Here is a 16,999-nt window from a genome sequence, read left to right on the forward strand (position 1 = left end):
CGCCTCATTTCGTTTTCTGTTCCGGTAAATCAGTTTCGTCTTCCCGCAAACTAGCTTCATGATCTGATTCTATGCGCGCAGCAGATACCTTTTTTCCGTCTGCAGTATTATTCGTAGTGCGGCAACTCGTATCATCACCCGTATCACCTTGCGCACCAGCGCTTTCTAACTGCCCAATTTTCGTTTCTGGTGCTGCAGATCCGTGTGTAGCATTTATTGGTGTTAATTCGCCCGTAGCATTTGTTTGCGCAATTTTCCGGTTCCGTTCTTCATAGACGTCTTCGCCTGGCCCAGAAAATTCACGTTTGCGTTCTTCTGCTTGTGGCGAGCCAGAAAACAGCGAAGATTCGTGCCCTTCACGATATTCATTTTTGCCCGGATTTTCATGCACTGGATCTTGTATCTTCACTTGCCGTTGCGGATCTTGGGGAGCTTTCCGATCCTGATCTTGCCCGGTCAGAATCCCTAATTGCCGCAAATCTTTCACGGTGAAGACGGCAGTTGGATCGCTTTCAACCGCTACATCCGGGGTTTCAAGTATGTGATTTTCCTGCTCTTGTTCACCCACACTTGCCGCTAGCTCACTACCACCGCTAGGAATGAGCCGATCCAAGCGCTGTTCCAGCATTTTCTGCGTAGCTTTTTGTGTCTGAGAAATATCGATTGGCCCGTATTCGCTGTAATGCAGGTGTGGGATCGCCTGTGGTGCCTCCTGCTGGATCCAAAGCACCATTTTCTCACGCAAGTAAAATTTCAAATCCGTGAGCATTGCCGAATCAGCTGCGGATACTACCGCACGTAAGGTGAGCGCATGAGCCTGCGCTTCTTTGATCGAAAGCACACCAGTATTGCCGTCCCAAAGGTCTGTCTCGCTAAGGAGGAATTGAAATTGTTTGCGAGCTGCTTCAATTGGCACCGACCAATCCACTTCCCACGTAACTTCACCGATCATATCTGGTTTGCGCCGTGTCCAATTTTCAAAATCTTCGGTAGTCATCAAAGAAGACGGCACGATAATCCGCCGCCCGTCCCACACTGCAAGCACTACATACGTGAGTGTGATTTCTTCAACCGTCGTGTAATTTCCCTTGTATTGCACGATATCGCCAACGCGAATCGAATCAGAAAAGGCAAGCTGTAAGCCAGCAAAAACATTCCCGAGTGTGGTTTGCGCTGCAAGACCGGCAACCACAGAAACCAGACCTGCAGATGCCAGCAGTGAAGCGCCTGCCGTGCGCGCTGAAGGGAATGTGAGCAGGACTCCAGCAATGCCAAGCACCCAAATCACTACCACTACTACCCGGTGCAGAATTTGCGTTTGTGTACGTACGCGCGCAGCGCGACGCTCGGAAGATTCAAGCATCCGATTATGAATCAGTTCTACTGCTCCATTAATCATGCCAACTACAAGCCATGTGCCCGATACAATCAAGAAGATCAGAAAAAGATGATCCACAACGGAAAACCAGCGCGGATTTGCCGCATCTTTCATTCCTTCAAGAATCCAGAATCCGAATGTGGCACCAAGGACTACACACAATGCCATCACTGGACGAGAGCAGGCTTCAAAGAAGGGTTTCACAAACGGGCGCTGACGCCCCATGAACCTGCCAATCGCAACCGTCACTAAACCAACCGTGATGCCCACAACTATCCCCAGTCCAATAGAGAGGATCAATTGGAGCAAATCGAAAGTAGTTTCGACAGCTTCTTTTGCCGCGTTATCTGTGTTCATCGGGAGGAAATTTTGCATATCATCAGGTTAATTCAGGCAGGGAAAATATGCAGCGAGTCTCTCTCAGAGCGTTATTCAAGTGCATCCTATTGAATACTGTTTGAAAAAACGCGAGATTTCAGTTCATACGCCAATATCGCTAATCGTGACTAAGGGCACATTGCGCGAGTTTTACTTTTCTCAATGTTTCGGGCTAAGCTTTTATCCGTTCGAGAAAAACTTCGGTTAAAACGAACAAAGCCCCCATCGTCTAGTGGCCTAGGACACTGGCCTTTCACGCCTGTAACACCGGTTCGAATCCGGTTGGGGGTACGGTTGAAAAACCGCCTTTGATTCGTTCGCGAATCGCTAAGGCCCTGTAGCGCAGTTGGTTAGCGCGCCGCCCTGTCACGGCGGAGGTCGCGGGTTCAAGTCCCGTCAGGGTCGCTGAGAAGCCCCGGGAAACCGGGTGTTTTTCTATCTGGCTCTGTAGCTCAGTTGGTAGAGCGTTCGACTGAAAATCGAAAGGTCACCGGATCGACGCCGGTCGGAGCCACAAATTCCCCGCCTTGTGCGGGGATTTTGCTTTTCTGCTACTTTCGGGGGCGCAAACGGTATCTAAAAGAAAAGCTGAAAATCCGAAACAGCACCGCCATTTATCAAATCACCAAAATTTCCCAGATCGCCACGAATTTCAATTGTGCCGGTTGTGAAATCGGGACGAATCTTCAATCTGAAGAAAATTAGTTTGCTAGAATAGGAACCACGCAACTAGAGAGATGAGCAGATTCATGAGCTTCAAAGTCGGCGAAACAGTCGTTTACCCACACCATGGTGCTGCCCGGATTGACGATATTTCTGAGCGGACGATTCGCGGGGAAAAGCGCCTCTATTTAACACTTCATATTTTGCAAGGAGATTTGACGATTCAAGTTCCTGCAGATTCGCTTGCAGAAGTTGGAGTGCGTGATGTTTCCAATGATCAGCAACTGGAAGCTGTTTTTGCCGTGCTGCGTGAAGAAAATGTTGAAGAGCCGGTAAATTGGTCGCGCAGATACAAAGCAAATGGCGAAAAACTTACTTCCGGTGATGTCAATAAAGTCGCTGAAGTAGTTCGCGATTTGACGCGTCGCAACCTAGATCGCGGGCTTTCTGCCGGAGAAAAGCGGATGCTTGCACAAGCACGCGGAATCCTCAGCTCGGAAGTAGCATTAGCGCGCGATATCTCTGACGATGAAGCCGGCGAGTTGCTCAATGAGATTCTTGGCGAGTTTAGCGCAGGTTCGGCAGCTTCAGCAGATTCCGCTGAAGAATGCGTAAGTGCCGATTCAGCCGAATAATTATTTTTCTGGAGCTCGGAGCGAAAATGCTGCGAGCTCCATTATTTTCGCAACACCCCAGATCCGCAAATACGTGCGCTTTTCTCAGCCGATCCTGGCACCCGATCCATTCTGATTTTCTTTATCACCGCCCGTCTGCTGCTAAAACGCGCCGTCAAAGTGAAAGGATAAACACCAATGCAAGATATTGCCGCCATTATTGCCGGAGCTGGCGCTGGTACAAGACTCGGAGCAAATCTTCCAAAAGCATTGGTAGAATGCGGTGGTTCGCCACTGATCGTACATGCTGTGCGTGGAATGCGTGTAGCCGGAATTGAAAATATCGTGGTGACGGTGCCGTTATCCTGGCAAACTGAATTTTCCACTGCTTTGCAGCGCGCCGGGTTGGAAGTACAAATTGTAATCGGCGGCAATACTCGGCAAGAATCTGTAGCCAATGCTTTAGCCGTCATCGATACAAAATACGTATTAGTGCATGACGCAGCACGCGCTTTCACCCCACCGGAGTTGATCCGCAGCGTCACAGAAGCACTCAAAGCTGGCACGAATGCCGTCATTCCCGCACTCCCCGTCATTGACACGATCAAACGCGGTCACATCGAAAATGAATCTGGCAGGCGCAAACGCATCGTTGCCACTGCAACACTCAAACGCGAAGAATTATATGCAGTGCAAACTCCGCAAGGATTTTCCCGCGAACTATTGTTATCTGCGCACGCCCACGGAAACGCATTCGCAGCTACCGCAGAAAATGCAGCAACTGACGATGCCGCATTGATCGAACTCCTCGGTGAAAGCGTAGAGATCCTCCCCGGAGATGCGCGCGCATTAAAAATCACTACCCCTTTCGACCTGGAAATAGCCGAACTCCTTGCAAAAAAGACTGCCACACTGAAATAAGGATGCAGATTTCACCAGGTGATCTAGAGCATTTGCGCATTCCCAAATAATTTTGAAAGACACAAAGAAAACAATGGAAATCAAAGATTTACGCACAGCAACAGCAATTGATTTACACGCATTTTCTACCGACCCACAGCGCACCCTCTGGCTGGCTTGCCTCCCGTGGCCCGGAGAGCAAGCTCTGGAAGGGCATTCTGATGCTGATGTGGCTGCTCACGCTGCAGCTGATGCCTTGCTGATGGCAAGCGGAGTAGGCGAACTCGGCAGCGTCTTTGGCACTGATAGACCCGAATGGGCCGGCGCTTCAGGGCAAATACTGCTTAGTGAAGCCGTCCGCCGCACCACGGAAGCTGGCTGGCAAATTGCAAATATTTCGGTGCAGATCATCGGGCAAAAACCGCGTTTTGCAGCACGGAAAGCAGCAGCGGAAACTCTCATGAGCACCATAGTTGGAGCACCAGTATCCGTATCGGCTACTTCGACAGATAAACTCGGCACCGTCGGACGGAAAGAAGGAATTGCCGCAATCGCAACAGCGCTCCTTTGGCGCTGAGGCGAATACCCTGCTTATTCATCCGTCCGAGCGAGATTTCGCTTACCTCGCACATGTGCTTGCTCGGATCTGCCGTCAAGCAGCGAAATTTACCGGAATCCCCAGTATTTTCGGCACAAAATAACCAGGCTGCAGCAACTTCAGCAACTTATTTCCGCACTGACTTGCGCATCCGGAAATCAAACCCAAATCCCACCACGATCGCAATCAAAGTTGGCACTACCCAAGCCATTTGGATCTGCGCCAGCGGAAGTAAATCTAAGAATGGATCAATAAAGCTAAATGCAGTACCAAAAGCAAGCCTGCCAGCTTCCATGAATGAAAGCAGCGCCGCCACTGCTGCCGCAATTTTATAGGTGAAATCAAGACGGAATGGAAGCATCCGCTCAAACAAAGCCAAGGCGATAACTGTAATTGCAAGTGGATACACAAACTGCATCAATGGCCCAACAATCGCGAGAATCTGATTCAATCCAAGATTCGCCAAAGCCACCGAGACAAATACCTGCACACCAAGCAAAACTACGAATGGCACACCCGGCAATATTTTTTTGTAATACTCAGTTGCTGCTGTCAGCAAACCAATTGCTGTGGTGAGGCAAGCCAAAATCGTAATGATTGAGAAAATAATCTGACCAACCGAACCAAAAGCAGCTCCTGATACCGCAGCCAACAGTTCAGCACCATTTTTAAATCCCATGCCAGCTTGCCGTGTACCAACCACCGTTAGCCCGATATATACCAGTGCCAGGCAAACACCTGCCACCAAACCGACTTTCGTCATTTCTTTTACACGCTGCCCCGGCGTATTTGCGCCGAGCTTCTGCAGCGATTGCACGATCACCACACCAAAGACGAATGTCGCGAGCGCATCCATCGTGTTATATCCTTCAATCGCTCCCGCAACGAAGGGAGAGTTCAGCCATTTTTCGCTTGGTTCCCCACCTTGATCGGGCATCGTAAATGCCGTTACGCAAACGAGTAAAGCAAGAAAAACGAGCAATGCCGGGGAAAGATATTTACCGACACGATCCACCACTGCAGACGGGGTGAGCACGAAAAATACCGTCACGGCAAAGAAAACTATCGTAAAGCAAAATAGCTTCGCACCGGCACTGAAATCGACTCCCGCAATTAGCGGCGCAGTAGACATTTCGTAGGCTACCGTTGCTACCCGTGGAACTGCATAAAGCATCCCTGTAGTCAGGAATACGACGAGCGTAAAAATCGTGCCTGGAATTTTTCCGATCCGTGAAGAAACACCGCCTTGCGCTGCTTCACTTGTACTTTCGGTAGCAGCCACAACCATTCCCAAAACTGGAAGCACCACGCTTGTGAGCAGCAAGCCGATAGTTACTGGGACGACATTCGAGCCAGAATCCGCTCCGACCATTACGGGAAAAATCAGATTTCCCGCGCCAAAGAACATTGCAAAAAGCGCAAAGCCGATGACGAGAATTTGACTGAATGGAATCTGCTTTTTTCCGGTATTCTGAGGCAAAACTTGCACCCTTCTCACTCGTGTCGTCACACCAAACAGCCTTCGGCACACACTTCAAACCATCGGTATGCAAAATAACCTGAAATCTATCGAAAATTTACACTGTACGTAAACATGGTCTGCGATCCGTGAAGCGATGTATATCGCAGATATCGTAAACTACAGCACCGCGGTTTAGCTTACCGAAATTGCTCTCCGAGAGAGAAAATGTCCATCTTCCGCCGAGAGGCCGCAAATTTTCTTTTCAGATTCGTAAAACAGCGAATTATCAAGCGTTTATTACTGTTTTGCCTGCGCTTTCACTGGAATAAAGGTAAGCAATCCCACCAAAAGTACTAAGGCGATTCCGAGGATTCCAGCGTATGCTACTTCATCTTTCTGTTGCCCGGTAAGATTTGCAGCAATCACGATCGCATTTGCATACATGAATGGTGCCAGGAACGATACGGCACGACCGGTAGTGGCATATAAGCCAAAAAGCTCTCCTTCCTCGCCGGCAGGTGCAATCCGGGCAAGATATGTGCGGGATGCAGATTGGGTTGGCCCAACGAATACGCATAGTGCAAGACCAAAAATCCAGTAAACCTGCTTGCCGTTGAGTGTTCCCATGCCGTTATGAAAGAAAAATACGATCATCCCAAATAACACCATCATTGCAACTGAGAAGATGATCACGGCGCGGGAACCGAGCTTGTCATCCAGCACCCCGAATGCGATCGTTGCAATCCCAGCCACCACATTTGCAGCCACACCAAAAATGATTACTTCACTTGAAGTAAATCCGAATGCAGCAGAAGCGAGCACTGCGCCAAAAGTAAATACGCCCGCCAGCCCATCGCGATAAATTGCAGAAGAAATCAGGAACCAGACTACCGAACGATCCTCACGCCAGAGCTTGGCAACAGAACGGAAAAGCTGTTTATATGCCCCGATCAGCCCATCTACCACGATCTCTGTACGCCGTGGCTTATTGCGTGCAGTTAGGAGCAGCGGGAGGGAGAAAAGCAGGAGCCATGCAGCAGCAAAAAGCATTGCCACCCGCACGTTGAGCCCGTTTGCGCTCGTCACTCCAAACCAGCCGACTTCGGGGGAGATGAATCCAATGAACAGGATCAGTAGCAGCACGATACCGCCAACATACCCTAATCCCCAGCCGAAACCAGAAACTTTCCCGACATTTGACGGAGAGGAAATATCGCTGATCATTGCGTTATAGATCACCGAACCCGTCTCGAAAAGAATATTGCCCGCAGCAAGCAGGAATAATCCCAGCAGCAGCCCGTTTTGCCCGGGAGTGACGAAAAAAAGACCTGCCGTGACCACTACTGTCAATAGCGTAGTAAAGGTGAGCACAGATGCAGATTTACCAGAACGATCAACGCTTTGCCCAAGTGCTGGCGCTACGATCGCGATGATCAAACCAGCAACCGTCAGTGCGTATCCCAGCCAGAAATTTGCATCATTGCCGAAGAGCTCATCGTTCGTCAGGTAGACGGTGAAAACAAAGGTAGTGACGACCGCGTTGAAAGCCGCCGATGCCCAATCCCACAGCCCCCAATACCATACACGTTTATTGAAAACTCGCGTACCTTCCGGGCGGAGTTGTGTAGCTGACGGAATGTAATCTCCGGGCACTGGAATGATCGGGTGCTGGATATTTTGCGAAACCTGCTTGCCAGATGTAGATTCGCGTGCTTCTGCTGCTGAATTTTCTGGGCTTTCCGCTTTTATTTCGTTCATACCAGAAACACTACCGCGCTTCCTTCCCGATTTCAGAATAATCGTGCGAGTGAGAGATTTGGTCAGATTTAATTCATCCAGTGTTTACGAAAGCCTGCTTGTAAACACTCAAACGCAGCCCATTACGGATGCGAAAAAGGTGAATTAATGCGCCGATTTACGCCAACTGCGGTAGTTTCGTGATACTCCTTGCTAAGCTAGATCCGTGAGTTTACGTATCTATGATTCAGCTGCCCGCGCACTGCGCGAATTTAAGCCGCTCCAGCCAGGCAAAGTTGGGATTTACTTATGCGGCGCCACCGTCCAAGGTTCTCCGCATATCGGGCATATGCGTTCGGCTCTTGCCTTCGATGTGCTCGTGCGCTGGCTGATGCGCAGCGGATACACCGTCACGATGGTGCGCAATGTGACCGATATTGACGATAAAATCTTGCATAAATCAGCCGCAGCGAACTCACCGTGGTGGGCTTGGGCATCTCAGTTTGAGCAGGAATTTACTGCTGCCTATGATGCGCTTGGCGTACTCCGCCCGACCTATGAGCCGCGCGCAACAGGGCATATCCCGCAAATGATCGAGCTGATCCAAAAAATCATTGCTGCCGGCCATGCTTATGTGGGTGCGCCTGGAAATGTTTATTTCGATGTGGCTTCACTGAAAGACTACGGCTCACTTACCCGTCAATCCCTCAATGAGCTACACACCGACGATTCAGAGATTGAGCCAGACAAGCGTTCCGGGCAAGATTTTGCGCTCTGGAAAGCTGCAAAGCCAACAGAACCCGAAACCGCCAGCTGGGATACTCCCTGGGGGCGCGGACGGCCAGGCTGGCATCTTGAGTGTTCTGCGATGAGCTCGCGCTATCTCGGCGAAAGCTTCGATATTCACGGCGGCGGGATTGATCTGCGGTTCCCGCATCACGAAAACGAGCAGGCGCAATCACACGCAGCCGGATTTGGTTTTGCACAATACTGGATGCATAACGCCTGGGTGACTATCGACGGCGAAAAAATGAGCAAATCACTGGGGAACTCGCTCACTGTGGCAAATATTTTACGCGAGCACCCAGCAGTGGTCGTGCGGCTCGCACTTGGCACAGTGCATTACCGTTCTACTGTGGCGTATTCCGAAAAGACGCTCATGGAAGCAGCAGCCGTCTGGGAGCGGCTATCTGGATTTATTGAACGCGCCGTCAGCATTGCTGGTGAAGTGCCGCTTGCCGAGGTGGAATCCGTGACGGCAGCAGATTATCCGGCTGATTTTACGGCTGCACTTGATGACGATTTGAATGTGTCCGCTGCGCTTGCCGTGATTCACGAGCATCTAAAACTCGGGAATGCGGCAATCACCGCAAAAGATACTGCAAGCATCCGCCGTGAACAGCTACTTGTCCGCGCAATGCTTGATGTGCTCGGGCTTGATCCGCTTTCCCCGCTCTGGCGCAAAGGCGCTGACGGTGCAGGGAAACTGTATGATGCGCTCGATTCGCTGGTGCAGGGGATCCTCGCCGAGCGGGCACAAGCGCGTGCCGCTAAAGATTGGGCACGCGCCGATGCGCTGCGTGATGCGCTGACGGCAGCGGGGATCACCGTGGAAGATGCGCCAGAGGGCGCGAACTGGAAAGTCTCCTGATCCTGATTTTCCACTCACTTTGCACTTTCATCGTGGTAACCCTGACAGATCGGCGAAATTTATCACGATGCAGATTTGTACAGTTAGGGAAATCGGATTTCAAGGCTTAAACTTCAGGAAAGAAACGTTCAAAATTCAAAGGCAGGTATTATGGCTGGGCATTTTGGTCATCCGGGAGCTACCCGCAAAGGGCCGAAAAAAGGTTCACGGGTCGGCTCTGGTGGGCAGCGGCGGGCGCGTTTAGAAGGTAAAGGCCCGACCCCGAAGGCGGAAGATCGCACATATCATCCAGCATATAAGCGGAAGAAAGCCGCAGAAGCACTCGCCGCGAAAAAAGCCGGCCCGAAATTGCGGAGCTTTTTGCAGCTTCCGGAAGGGCATGAGCTGATCGCTGGCCGTAACCCGGTATCCGAAGCCGTCAGTTCAGGTTTGCCATATACGCGGGTATTTCTCGTTGGTGCGCTTGCAAATGACGAGCGGGTGGCGGCAATCATCCGCGCAGCCACTGAAACGGGCGTGCCGCTAGTGGAGGTGAGCCGCGCAGAGCTTGATAAAATGACTGACGGCGCCGTCCATCAAGGGGTGGCGATTGAAGTGCCACCGTATGAGTATGTGGAACTTTCTGAGCTGATCGAAGCAGGTTTGTATGGCACGCGCAAAGGTTTGATCGTTGCGCTTGATTCGATTACTGACCCGCATAATCTTGGCGCTGTGGTGCGTTCTGCCTCAGCTTTTCATGTAGATGGGGTGCTGTTGCCTGAACGCCGGTCAGCTGGCGTGAATGCAACAGTTTGGAAAGTCTCTGCTGGCGCGATGGCGCGCGTACCCGTCGCACGTGAAAAGAATCTTGTCCGGGCACTTACTGAGCTGAAAGAGTGTGGCTATTTTATCGTCGGATTGGCGGGCGAAGGTACAACCACTATCGACACTTTAGATTTGGCAGATTTGCCGCTCGTAATCGTGACAGGTTCAGAGGGGAAGGGGCTTTCACGGCTCGTGCGGGAAACTTGTGATGTGCTTGCAGCGATTCCGATCGCTTCCGAAATGGAATCCCTAAACGCGGCGGTAGCTACCGGTATTGCGCTCTATCAGGTAGATCGCTTCCGCACGGCAGCTGAGCAGTGATCTGCTGCTAATTCTCGATTCCACTATTTGCCTCGTGATCTGTCAGGTTTCTTTGTGTATGCTTAATACCAGGATCAATGACGATAAGCAGCTTAAATCCAGCTTCAAAGTGTGCGTTGATCTTTTCGGAGTATTACTTCTGCCAGCAACGGAAAGGCAAAGCAATGGTTTCTTGGCGTACCGTCACCGGTAAAATTGAATTACTTGATCCGCAACTCACTTCGCCTGCCCAAATCCAGGAGTTTTTCGCTGCTGAGCGCCTGCTCGGGCGCGGCGATTTCATCACTGCTGACGGCGATATTGACGGCGCTGCTGAAGATGCGCCGCGAGTATTCCATTTTGAATTAGCAATGGCTGGGCGCCGGCGCAGAGTAGCTACTTTGGATGAAGAAGGCGAAGTGATCCTCGGGCATACCACTACGGAAGTGCTCGAAAGCCTCTCGCGTTCACTGCGGAAAGTGGCGATTGAAATCGATGGTAAAACGATTCACGGGCCGCTCGATATTGGTGCGGTTGGTGTAGCTGAAGCAGATTTGCTGATGGCGGATCTTCCCAACGCGGATGCTGGCGATGCGCCAAAACCAGCTGCTGCCGATGCGCCTGCCGATCCGGCAAATCAGGAAAATGAAATTCCACCCGTTGCCGATCCGCAAGGAGCGCCTTTGATCACTGGTGCGCAAGCCCCGACAATGGCTGCTGGGCCGACGCTCCTCGTCGGCGATTTCCCAGTTTCTGAATTACCGTTCCTGGCAAATAGTGAAGATGCAAAGCTGCTGAATTTCAAACTTGGCTCACTGCAGGCGATCACACTCGGAAAATCGCTACAACGTACCCGCCGCATTTTCCCACGCCCAGAATTGGTAATCGAGCTTTCGCTCGGAAAATCTGATTTTATCAGCCCAACGCTCGTGGTGCTACGCAATTCCCGCCGTTTCGTGTGGGAATGGAAAGGTGAGCTGCCTTGTTTCAGCTGGTTTGAAGACGCAGAAAAGGGTATTCGCTTTGTGCGTGATGAGCTTGGAGCTGGCGCGATTGCCCGTGCCGCTGTTGCCGATATTGTAGATACCTCATTTGAGGAAGTGCGCCAGGCATTGCTTGCTGCTCCTGCCACTGGCGCACGTAAATTTGCCGAATTGCTTGGGGTGCCCGTCAGTGCACTGCTTTTCCTTGGCGGAAATATTGATATTGCAACAGCTCATGCACGGATCCCTAATTCGCGCGTATTTCAGCCTGGTTCCCGGCATGAAACCTTCCGGCAAACGATTGCTTGGGAAGTAGCCGGTGAAGGCATTGTAGATTCTGATTTGGCTGGGGTATACCGTTGGATGTATCTCAAGCGACCCTGGCTCGTCTCACTTGTGGCTGCGGGGCAAGCAGCTGTTGGAGGTGCTTTGATCAGTGCGGCGCTGCTTGGTGGACGCAAATCAAAGCTCGTAGCGGGGATCGGCGGAGTGCTCATATTGAATGCTGCTTCACGTATCGTCACTACCGAATATGTGCAAAATGCCATCGCGCGAAATAATCTGCATGCCAACGACTCATCCGCAAGCTCCTGATTGCTGCACGGGGTACTTGGGAAGTTGCACTCCGTCGCTCGCGATGCCAGGAGGCGCTTGAACGGTAGTGATCGCCACTGACAGACGGCGGGGCTACGCTGTGCAGCTCCGTCAAAACCTATCTCCAAGATCTGATTTATGTTACGAAATACAACCGAAAGGAGCTGTGAAATGTCAGAAATTAAAGCGCCCCGCGCAGATTATTTGGATGCATTTTGGACACGTGCAATCAACGCTGCCCGGCTGAATCCTGCCGAAGCATTCATGGCACAAGATGATTTACTCTCACTTCGCCCTGCCGCATTCGCTTTTGGGGATACTGCCGAAATGGCTAATATGCTTTGTGATTTGGTGATTTCTGGAAAAAAGACTGCCACTACCAGCTATGGCCCAGCATATTTAACCGAAGGTGCGGAATATCCAAAAGTTGGTGAACTCGCGATCCTCTGTGATGGTGCAGGGTACCCGCAGGCGCTTTTGCGGAATACAAAGGTTGAAGTGTATGCCTTTAATGATGTGCCTGCCGAGATTGCGCAGCTGGAGGGAGAATATGCAGCTGCTTCCGATCTTGAATCTGCCTATGCACAGTGGAAAAGTGATCACGAAGATTTTTTCCGACGCGAATTTGCTTTGATTGGCGGCGATTTTGATCCGCAAGACGATCTGATCGTGGAACATTTCGAGGTGCTTTACAAGCACTCTGAACCATACTAGAGGTGAAAACTTTAACACTCGATCAGTTTCACATCTGCTCCGAAACGCACTACGATTACGGAGAACAAAAATTCAGAGCCGAGATTTTGCACTAATCTCGGCTCTGTTTCTGGAATCGGTAATCAGGGAGCGAAAATGGCAAATATTTTCAGCTGGCAATTGCACGGCGATGGCACACATATTGGTCCAGGTGAGGTGGTTTCACCACAAGAGCGAATGCGCTGGCCGCTCACGATAGGCATCGGGGCACAGCATGTAGTGGCAATGTTTGGCGCTACATTCCTCGTTCCATTACTTACTGGTTTCGATCCGGCAACTACGTTGTTTTTCACCGGCATCGGAACCATTATTTTTATGCTGATCACCGCCGGACGGCTCCCCTCATATCTTGGCTCATCTTTCGCATTGATTGCCCCGATTGGTGCCGTCACTGGATATGTGGCAGGCGGTGGCGGTGTGCTTGATGCGCAGAAGGCCGCGCTGGCACAAGGCGGAGTCATTGCTGTTGGCACTACGCTTGCTGCGATCGGCTTGATCGTACATTTTGCCGGTGCGCAGTGGATCGATAAATTGATGCCTCCGATCGTTACCGGGGCAATCGTTTCACTGATTGGTTTCAATCTTGCACCTGCCGCATGGAACAACGTGAAGCAGGCACCGATTACCGCCGTCAGCACGATTCTCGCAATCGTCTTGGTGACGGTGCTTTTCAAAGGAATCATTGGCCGACTCTCAATCCTGATCGGTGTGCTCGTTGGCTATATTGTGGCAATTGCACGCGGCGAAGTAGATTTCGGGGCGATCGCTCATGCCGGCTGGGTTGGGTTCCCGCAATTCCGGGCACCTGCATTTGATCTTTCGCTCCTGGGACTCTTCGTGCCGGTGGTGTTAGTATTGATTGCCGAAAATGTTGGGCACGTGAAATCTGTGGCTGCGATGACCGGGCAAGATTTGGATGACGTTACTGGCCGTGCACTTTTTGCTGACGGTATTTCGACGATGTTTGCTGGTAGCGGTGGCGGATCTGGCACAACTACTTATGCGGAAAATATTGGCGTGATGGCTGCTACCCGCGTTTACTCCACAGCGGCTTATCTTGTAGCTGCCGTGATCGCGCTCGTTCTTTCAATGCTGCCAAAGTTTGGGCAATTGATTGCCACCATTCCGCCGGGAGTGCTCGGGGGCGCAGCGACAGTACTTTATGGCATGATCGGAATGCTGGGTGTGCGGATTTGGGTGCAAAATAAAGTAGATTTTTCTGATCCGGTGAATCTCAATACTGCCGCGATTTCAATGGTGCTGGCAATCGCAAATTACACTTGGGTGGTAAATGGGATGGTGTTTGAAGGAATCGCCTTGGGATCTTTTGCGGCGATCATTCTTTACCATGCGATGCGCACGATTTCACGGTGGCGTGGCACCACGATCGAGCCAGCCACGCCTGCGTCAGCGCCTGCGGGTGCCGAGCTTGAGCCAGGAGCTTTGCATCGCGAACCATAAATTACAGCTCGTGGACGGAAGCTGTGATTATCACGAGTGCCCTTTGCATGATGATTCTTGCAAAGGGCACTCTTAGGTATTTTATTGTGATTTACCAGCCTGTTTTCACCGGTATCCGCATAAATCCGGATTTACACCATTGTGTTTGCGTGCTTGAAGAGTATAAAAATACTGCGATTAATCAGCTGGACGGCAATCTTTGATCGCTTCCATCGCCTTCTGAAAATCTTCTTCCACTGGCACGTTCTGCATCGTATTCCAACCTTTTCCAAGCACTACATCAACCACGCCGTCCTGTGCGCTTTCATCAAGTACTACTTTTGCTTCAGGGAAAAATGCGCGCAAAGTGTAAGCAGCATCGATGGAATCTTTCTTCGTCAGCAAACGTACAGACTCGTTTACTGGTTCTTTCGATTCCCAATTTGCCGGACTACCTACCTGCACGCCTTGATCTGCAAGCTTTGAATTTACTTCCTGCGCTAAACCGGAACGGCTACTGGCGTTGAATACGCGCGCCTTCACTTGGGAAAGCTCCACCGGCTTTGCACCTGCTAGCGGGCAAACCGCCACTTTTTCCGGAACTTTATTGGTGGCAAACTCTTTATTAAATGGGAAAGGCACGATCCCCGCCCAAAAAAGCGTATTCACCAAAAGCAGCACAGCAAGCACGATCCCGATCGTGCCAAAAAGAATGATCTGCCGTTGGGCGAGTCGTTGCCGGTATGCGCGGCGGGCATTGTCATTGTAGGTATTCACGTTTCTTAATTTAGCTTAGCCAGACGGGATTTTGGTAGTTTTCGGCACCGAAATATTTTCCTGACCGCGACTTCAATCATTTTGTTCACGTTTATTTACGCTTAACACGAAATTGCCTTCGCACAAATGCGGGCTGAGCGTGATAACCGCGCTTTCCCCTACAGCCTGCTGCGCAAGTACCCGGTAGACGCGTCCGGAAAAACCAGGGATCTCATCTTCGATCTCAGAATACTGCTCTGGAGCAATAATGATATTTTTACCCGAAACTTGCACATTCACCTCGTGTGCTTTCAGAAAATCTGCGAGCGCCTGCACTAAATCCGGCTCGTGTGCAATACATCCTTCATATTTCCCGCTGATCAGCGATTCAATGATTTCTTTTTCGATCTCAGTAGCGTGCTCGATAGAACGGAATGCGTCATGTAGGACGTTAAATTTCCCAGTGCGGGAACGGAACATCAGCCGCGGACGCCCTTTTGCACCATCACGCATCTCGATCCGTTCAATTAGCGTCGCATTCGTTAATTTCGTGACGGCAAGCCGCGCCGAATTCGGATGCACGTCAAGTTCTTTCGCGATATCGCGAATCGAGCACCAATCATCAGCGCGCTGTAAGTAATCCAAGACTGATTTTTGAATATCTGAAAGCCGCATTAATGCGTTTCCTCTACTTTTCCGTACTCCATTCACTGTGATCGTAGCTGTGAATTAAGAGCACTGACCCGATTCTTTCCCACGATCACAATCCGGATCGCGAATTGCAACTAGTCGTTATGCAACAACGCAACTCAGTTCAATTTCCACCGGAGAATCTAATGGCAATACGCTCACTCCTACTGCGGAACGGGTATGCCGCCCACGCTCTGCAAAAATTTCTTGCAGTAAAAGCGAGGCTCCATTCACCACAGCTGGTTGCGCATAAAAATCGGGGGCAGATGCAACAAACCCGGTGAGGTGCGAGATTTGTAAAATCTGATCGATTCCGCCCGCAGCAGCTGCCGCAGCTGCTAATGCGTTCAAAGCCGCTATGCGCGCTAATTTTTGCGCCTGCTCAGGGCTGACCTCTGCGCCTACTTTTCCAGTCAGCGGCAATTGCCCGGAAACGAACGGCAACTGCCCGGAAGTACGTACCTGCACGCCAATCTTCTGCGCCGGCACATAAGCAGCTAATGGAGCTGCTACCTGCGGCAGCTCGATCCCGAGTTCAATCAACTTTTCGCTAGGTTTCATTTTGCTCTTCCTTCGTTTTATCCCGAATACCGACACATTGGCGGGAATCAGCGCAGAGTCTGAGCTGGTTAGCTACTTTTCATCGTCAGCATTGTAATCAGCGAAACTGATCACAATACCGTCAACACCGATCGCAATCTACAACTTTTCACGCTTCATATACGCAACTGGATTCGTACCATCTGGCCCGGGTAGTACTGCAACCAGCTCCCAGCCATCACTTCCCCAGTTATCAAGAATTGCCTTCGTATTGTGGATTAACAACGGCACCGTAACATATTCCCAAGTTTTCATGCATCAAAGCTATGCTATGTTGACCTGAGAAGTCAATGATCTAGCTGACATTTTTGCAAGTCAATAATGATCAGGACGGAATCCGCGGCACACGCCCAGCACGCAGCTCGCTTGCAAAAGGTTCATCGGATGTGCGAAGCCGTTCATACCAGCGGCTTTCGTTGGGATAACGCCGAAGTATTGCACGGCGCTCACGCTCAGTAAGACCACCCCACACACCAAAAGCCATCTTTGATTCAAGCGCATCAGCTAAACATTCGATCCGCACCGGGCAGGAAAAACACACTTGCCGGGCTTGCCGTTGCGCCGATCCGCGCACAAAAAGCGAATCTGGATCAACATTCGCACAAGCCGCCTGCGCTGCCCATGCTTGATTTTGGTATATCAACGTCATTGTTGAACTCTCCTTATTTTTGGCTGCACTAGTTTCGTTTGCTAATGCC

At 50.9% G+C, this 16,999-nt stretch carries 16 protein-coding genes and 3 tRNA genes; 11 read left to right on the top strand and 8 right to left on the bottom strand.

Annotation, left to right across the window (positions count from 1 at the left end):
* Positions 1 to 4 precede the first annotated feature (4 nt).
* Entirely contained in the window at positions 5 to 1,735 is a 1,731-nt protein-coding gene (locus J2S36_RS04455; protein ID WP_309955969.1) for a mechanosensitive ion channel family protein, read from the bottom strand.
* A 239-nt stretch (positions 1,736 to 1,974) separates the two neighbouring features.
* On the opposite strand from J2S36_RS04455, the gene J2S36_RS04460 reads away from it, so the two are divergent.
* The 6 genes from J2S36_RS04460 to ispF all read left to right on the top strand — a co-directional run bounded on the left by J2S36_RS04460 (position 1,975) and on the right by ispF (position 4,510).
* Positions 1,975 to 2,047, top strand: a tRNA-Glu gene (locus J2S36_RS04460).
* Positions 2,048 to 2,087: 40 nt separating this feature from the next.
* Positions 2,088 to 2,161: transfer RNA gene (locus J2S36_RS04465), tRNA-Asp, on the top strand.
* Positions 2,162 to 2,197: 36 nt separating this feature from the next.
* Positions 2,198 to 2,270 (top strand) — tRNA-Phe (locus J2S36_RS04470).
* Positions 2,271 to 2,505: 235 nt separating this feature from the next.
* Complete coding sequence (locus J2S36_RS04475) at positions 2,506 to 3,054, top strand: CarD family transcriptional regulator (protein WP_309955971.1); 549 nt, start codon at positions 2,506 to 2,508, stop codon at positions 3,052 to 3,054.
* A gap of 177 nt (positions 3,055 to 3,231) precedes the next feature.
* On the top strand, positions 3,232 to 3,954 hold the full coding sequence (gene ispD / locus J2S36_RS04480; protein ID WP_309955973.1) for a 2-C-methyl-D-erythritol 4-phosphate cytidylyltransferase: 723 nt from the start codon (positions 3,232 to 3,234) through the stop codon (positions 3,952 to 3,954).
* A 73-nt stretch (positions 3,955 to 4,027) separates the two neighbouring features.
* Entirely contained in the window at positions 4,028 to 4,510 is a 483-nt protein-coding gene (ispF, locus tag J2S36_RS04485) for a 2-C-methyl-D-erythritol 2,4-cyclodiphosphate synthase (protein WP_309955975.1), read from the top strand.
* A 148-nt stretch (positions 4,511 to 4,658) separates the two neighbouring features.
* Here the strand turns inward: ispF and brnQ are convergent, their stop codons facing one another.
* Both brnQ and J2S36_RS04495 read right to left on the bottom strand, forming a co-directional pair.
* The gene (brnQ, locus tag J2S36_RS04490; protein ID WP_309955977.1) at positions 4,659 to 6,011 is read right to left on the bottom strand and encodes a branched-chain amino acid transport system II carrier protein; all 1,353 of its coding nucleotides are present in this window, start codon (positions 6,009 to 6,011) and stop codon (positions 4,659 to 4,661) included.
* A gap of 279 nt (positions 6,012 to 6,290) precedes the next feature.
* Entirely contained in the window at positions 6,291 to 7,751 is a 1,461-nt protein-coding gene (locus J2S36_RS04495; protein ID WP_309955979.1) for an MFS transporter, read from the bottom strand.
* A 205-nt stretch (positions 7,752 to 7,956) separates the two neighbouring features.
* Here J2S36_RS04495 and cysS point away from each other — a divergent pair, with 205 nt between their 5' ends.
* The 5 genes from cysS to J2S36_RS04520 all read left to right on the top strand — a co-directional run bounded on the left by cysS (position 7,957) and on the right by J2S36_RS04520 (position 14,276).
* Positions 7,957 to 9,381, top strand: coding sequence for a cysteine--tRNA ligase (gene cysS / locus J2S36_RS04500; protein ID WP_309955981.1), 1,425 nt, complete (start codon positions 7,957 to 7,959; stop codon positions 9,379 to 9,381).
* Positions 9,382 to 9,531: 150 nt separating this feature from the next.
* On the top strand, positions 9,532 to 10,506 hold the full coding sequence (gene rlmB, locus J2S36_RS04505; RefSeq protein ID WP_309955983.1) for a 23S rRNA (guanosine(2251)-2'-O)-methyltransferase RlmB: 975 nt from the start codon (positions 9,532 to 9,534) through the stop codon (positions 10,504 to 10,506).
* A gap of 164 nt (positions 10,507 to 10,670) precedes the next feature.
* A complete protein-coding gene (locus J2S36_RS04510) occupies positions 10,671 to 12,062 on the top strand; it encodes a hypothetical protein (protein ID WP_309955984.1) in 1,392 nt (463 codons plus the stop codon).
* 171 nt (positions 12,063 to 12,233) lie between these two features.
* On the top strand, positions 12,234 to 12,776 hold the full coding sequence (locus J2S36_RS04515) for an ASCH domain-containing protein (protein ID WP_309955987.1): 543 nt from the start codon (positions 12,234 to 12,236) through the stop codon (positions 12,774 to 12,776).
* A 135-nt stretch (positions 12,777 to 12,911) separates the two neighbouring features.
* A complete protein-coding gene (locus tag J2S36_RS04520) occupies positions 12,912 to 14,276 on the top strand; it encodes a uracil-xanthine permease family protein (RefSeq protein WP_309955989.1) in 1,365 nt (454 codons plus the stop codon).
* Positions 14,277 to 14,453: 177 nt separating this feature from the next.
* Here the strand turns inward: J2S36_RS04520 and J2S36_RS04525 are convergent, their stop codons facing one another.
* From J2S36_RS04525 to J2S36_RS04545, 5 genes are all read right to left on the bottom strand, one after another.
* A complete protein-coding gene (locus tag J2S36_RS04525; protein ID WP_309955991.1) occupies positions 14,454 to 15,032 on the bottom strand; it encodes a LytR C-terminal domain-containing protein in 579 nt (192 codons plus the stop codon).
* A gap of 72 nt (positions 15,033 to 15,104) precedes the next feature.
* Positions 15,105 to 15,656 (bottom strand): helix-turn-helix domain-containing protein, encoded by a 552-nt coding sequence (locus tag J2S36_RS04530; RefSeq protein WP_309955993.1) that lies wholly within the window; start codon positions 15,654 to 15,656, stop codon positions 15,105 to 15,107.
* A gap of 147 nt (positions 15,657 to 15,803) precedes the next feature.
* Positions 15,804 to 16,262 carry a RidA family protein gene (locus J2S36_RS04535; RefSeq protein ID WP_309955996.1) on the bottom strand — a complete coding sequence of 153 codons (459 nt, stop codon included), beginning with the start codon at positions 16,260 to 16,262 and terminating at the stop codon, positions 15,804 to 15,806.
* A gap of 138 nt (positions 16,263 to 16,400) precedes the next feature.
* The gene (gene sp36, locus J2S36_RS04540; RefSeq protein ID WP_309955998.1) at positions 16,401 to 16,556 is read right to left on the bottom strand and encodes a Sp36 family protein; all 156 of its coding nucleotides are present in this window, start codon (positions 16,554 to 16,556) and stop codon (positions 16,401 to 16,403) included.
* Between the two features lie 70 nt (positions 16,557 to 16,626).
* Positions 16,627 to 16,950: a WhiB family transcriptional regulator gene (locus tag J2S36_RS04545; RefSeq protein WP_309955999.1), complete on the bottom strand. Its 324-nt coding sequence runs from the start codon at positions 16,948 to 16,950 to the stop codon at positions 16,627 to 16,629.
* Between the last annotated feature and the right edge of the window lie 49 nt (positions 16,951 to 16,999).

It is taken from the genome of Arcanobacterium hippocoleae (assembly GCF_031456295.1).
GTDB classification, from domain to species: domain Bacteria; phylum Actinomycetota; class Actinomycetes; order Actinomycetales; family Actinomycetaceae; genus Arcanobacterium_A; species Arcanobacterium_A hippocoleae.

What these genes read in the sequence shown, in the direction of transcription:
- J2S36_RS04455 (WP_309955969.1), bottom strand. Translation starts at nt 1,735, where the DNA reads ATGAACACAGATAACGCGGCAAAAGAAGCTGTCGAAACTACTTTCGAT.
- J2S36_RS04475 (WP_309955971.1), top strand. Translation starts at nt 2,506, where the DNA reads ATGAGCTTCAAAGTCGGCGAAACAGTCGTTTACCCACACCATGGTGCT.
- ispD (WP_309955973.1), top strand. Translation starts at nt 3,232, where the DNA reads ATGCAAGATATTGCCGCCATTATTGCCGGAGCTGGCGCTGGTACAAGA.
- ispF (WP_309955975.1), top strand. Translation starts at nt 4,028, where the DNA reads ATGGAAATCAAAGATTTACGCACAGCAACAGCAATTGATTTACACGCA.
- J2S36_RS04495 (WP_309955979.1), bottom strand. Translation starts at nt 7,751, where the DNA reads ATGAACGAAATAAAAGCGGAAAGCCCAGAAAATTCAGCAGCAGAAGCA.
- rlmB (WP_309955983.1), top strand. Translation starts at nt 9,532, where the DNA reads ATGGCTGGGCATTTTGGTCATCCGGGAGCTACCCGCAAAGGGCCGAAA.
- J2S36_RS04510 (WP_309955984.1), top strand. Translation starts at nt 10,671, where the DNA reads ATGGTTTCTTGGCGTACCGTCACCGGTAAAATTGAATTACTTGATCCG.
- J2S36_RS04515 (WP_309955987.1), top strand. Translation starts at nt 12,234, where the DNA reads ATGTCAGAAATTAAAGCGCCCCGCGCAGATTATTTGGATGCATTTTGG.
- J2S36_RS04520 (WP_309955989.1), top strand. Translation starts at nt 12,912, where the DNA reads ATGGCAAATATTTTCAGCTGGCAATTGCACGGCGATGGCACACATATT.
- J2S36_RS04535 (WP_309955996.1), bottom strand. Translation starts at nt 16,262, where the DNA reads ATGAAACCTAGCGAAAAGTTGATTGAACTCGGGATCGAGCTGCCGCAG.
- sp36 (WP_309955998.1), bottom strand. Translation starts at nt 16,556, where the DNA reads ATGAAAACTTGGGAATATGTTACGGTGCCGTTGTTAATCCACAATACG.
- J2S36_RS04545 (WP_309955999.1), bottom strand. Translation starts at nt 16,950, where the DNA reads ATGACGTTGATATACCAAAATCAAGCATGGGCAGCGCAGGCGGCTTGT.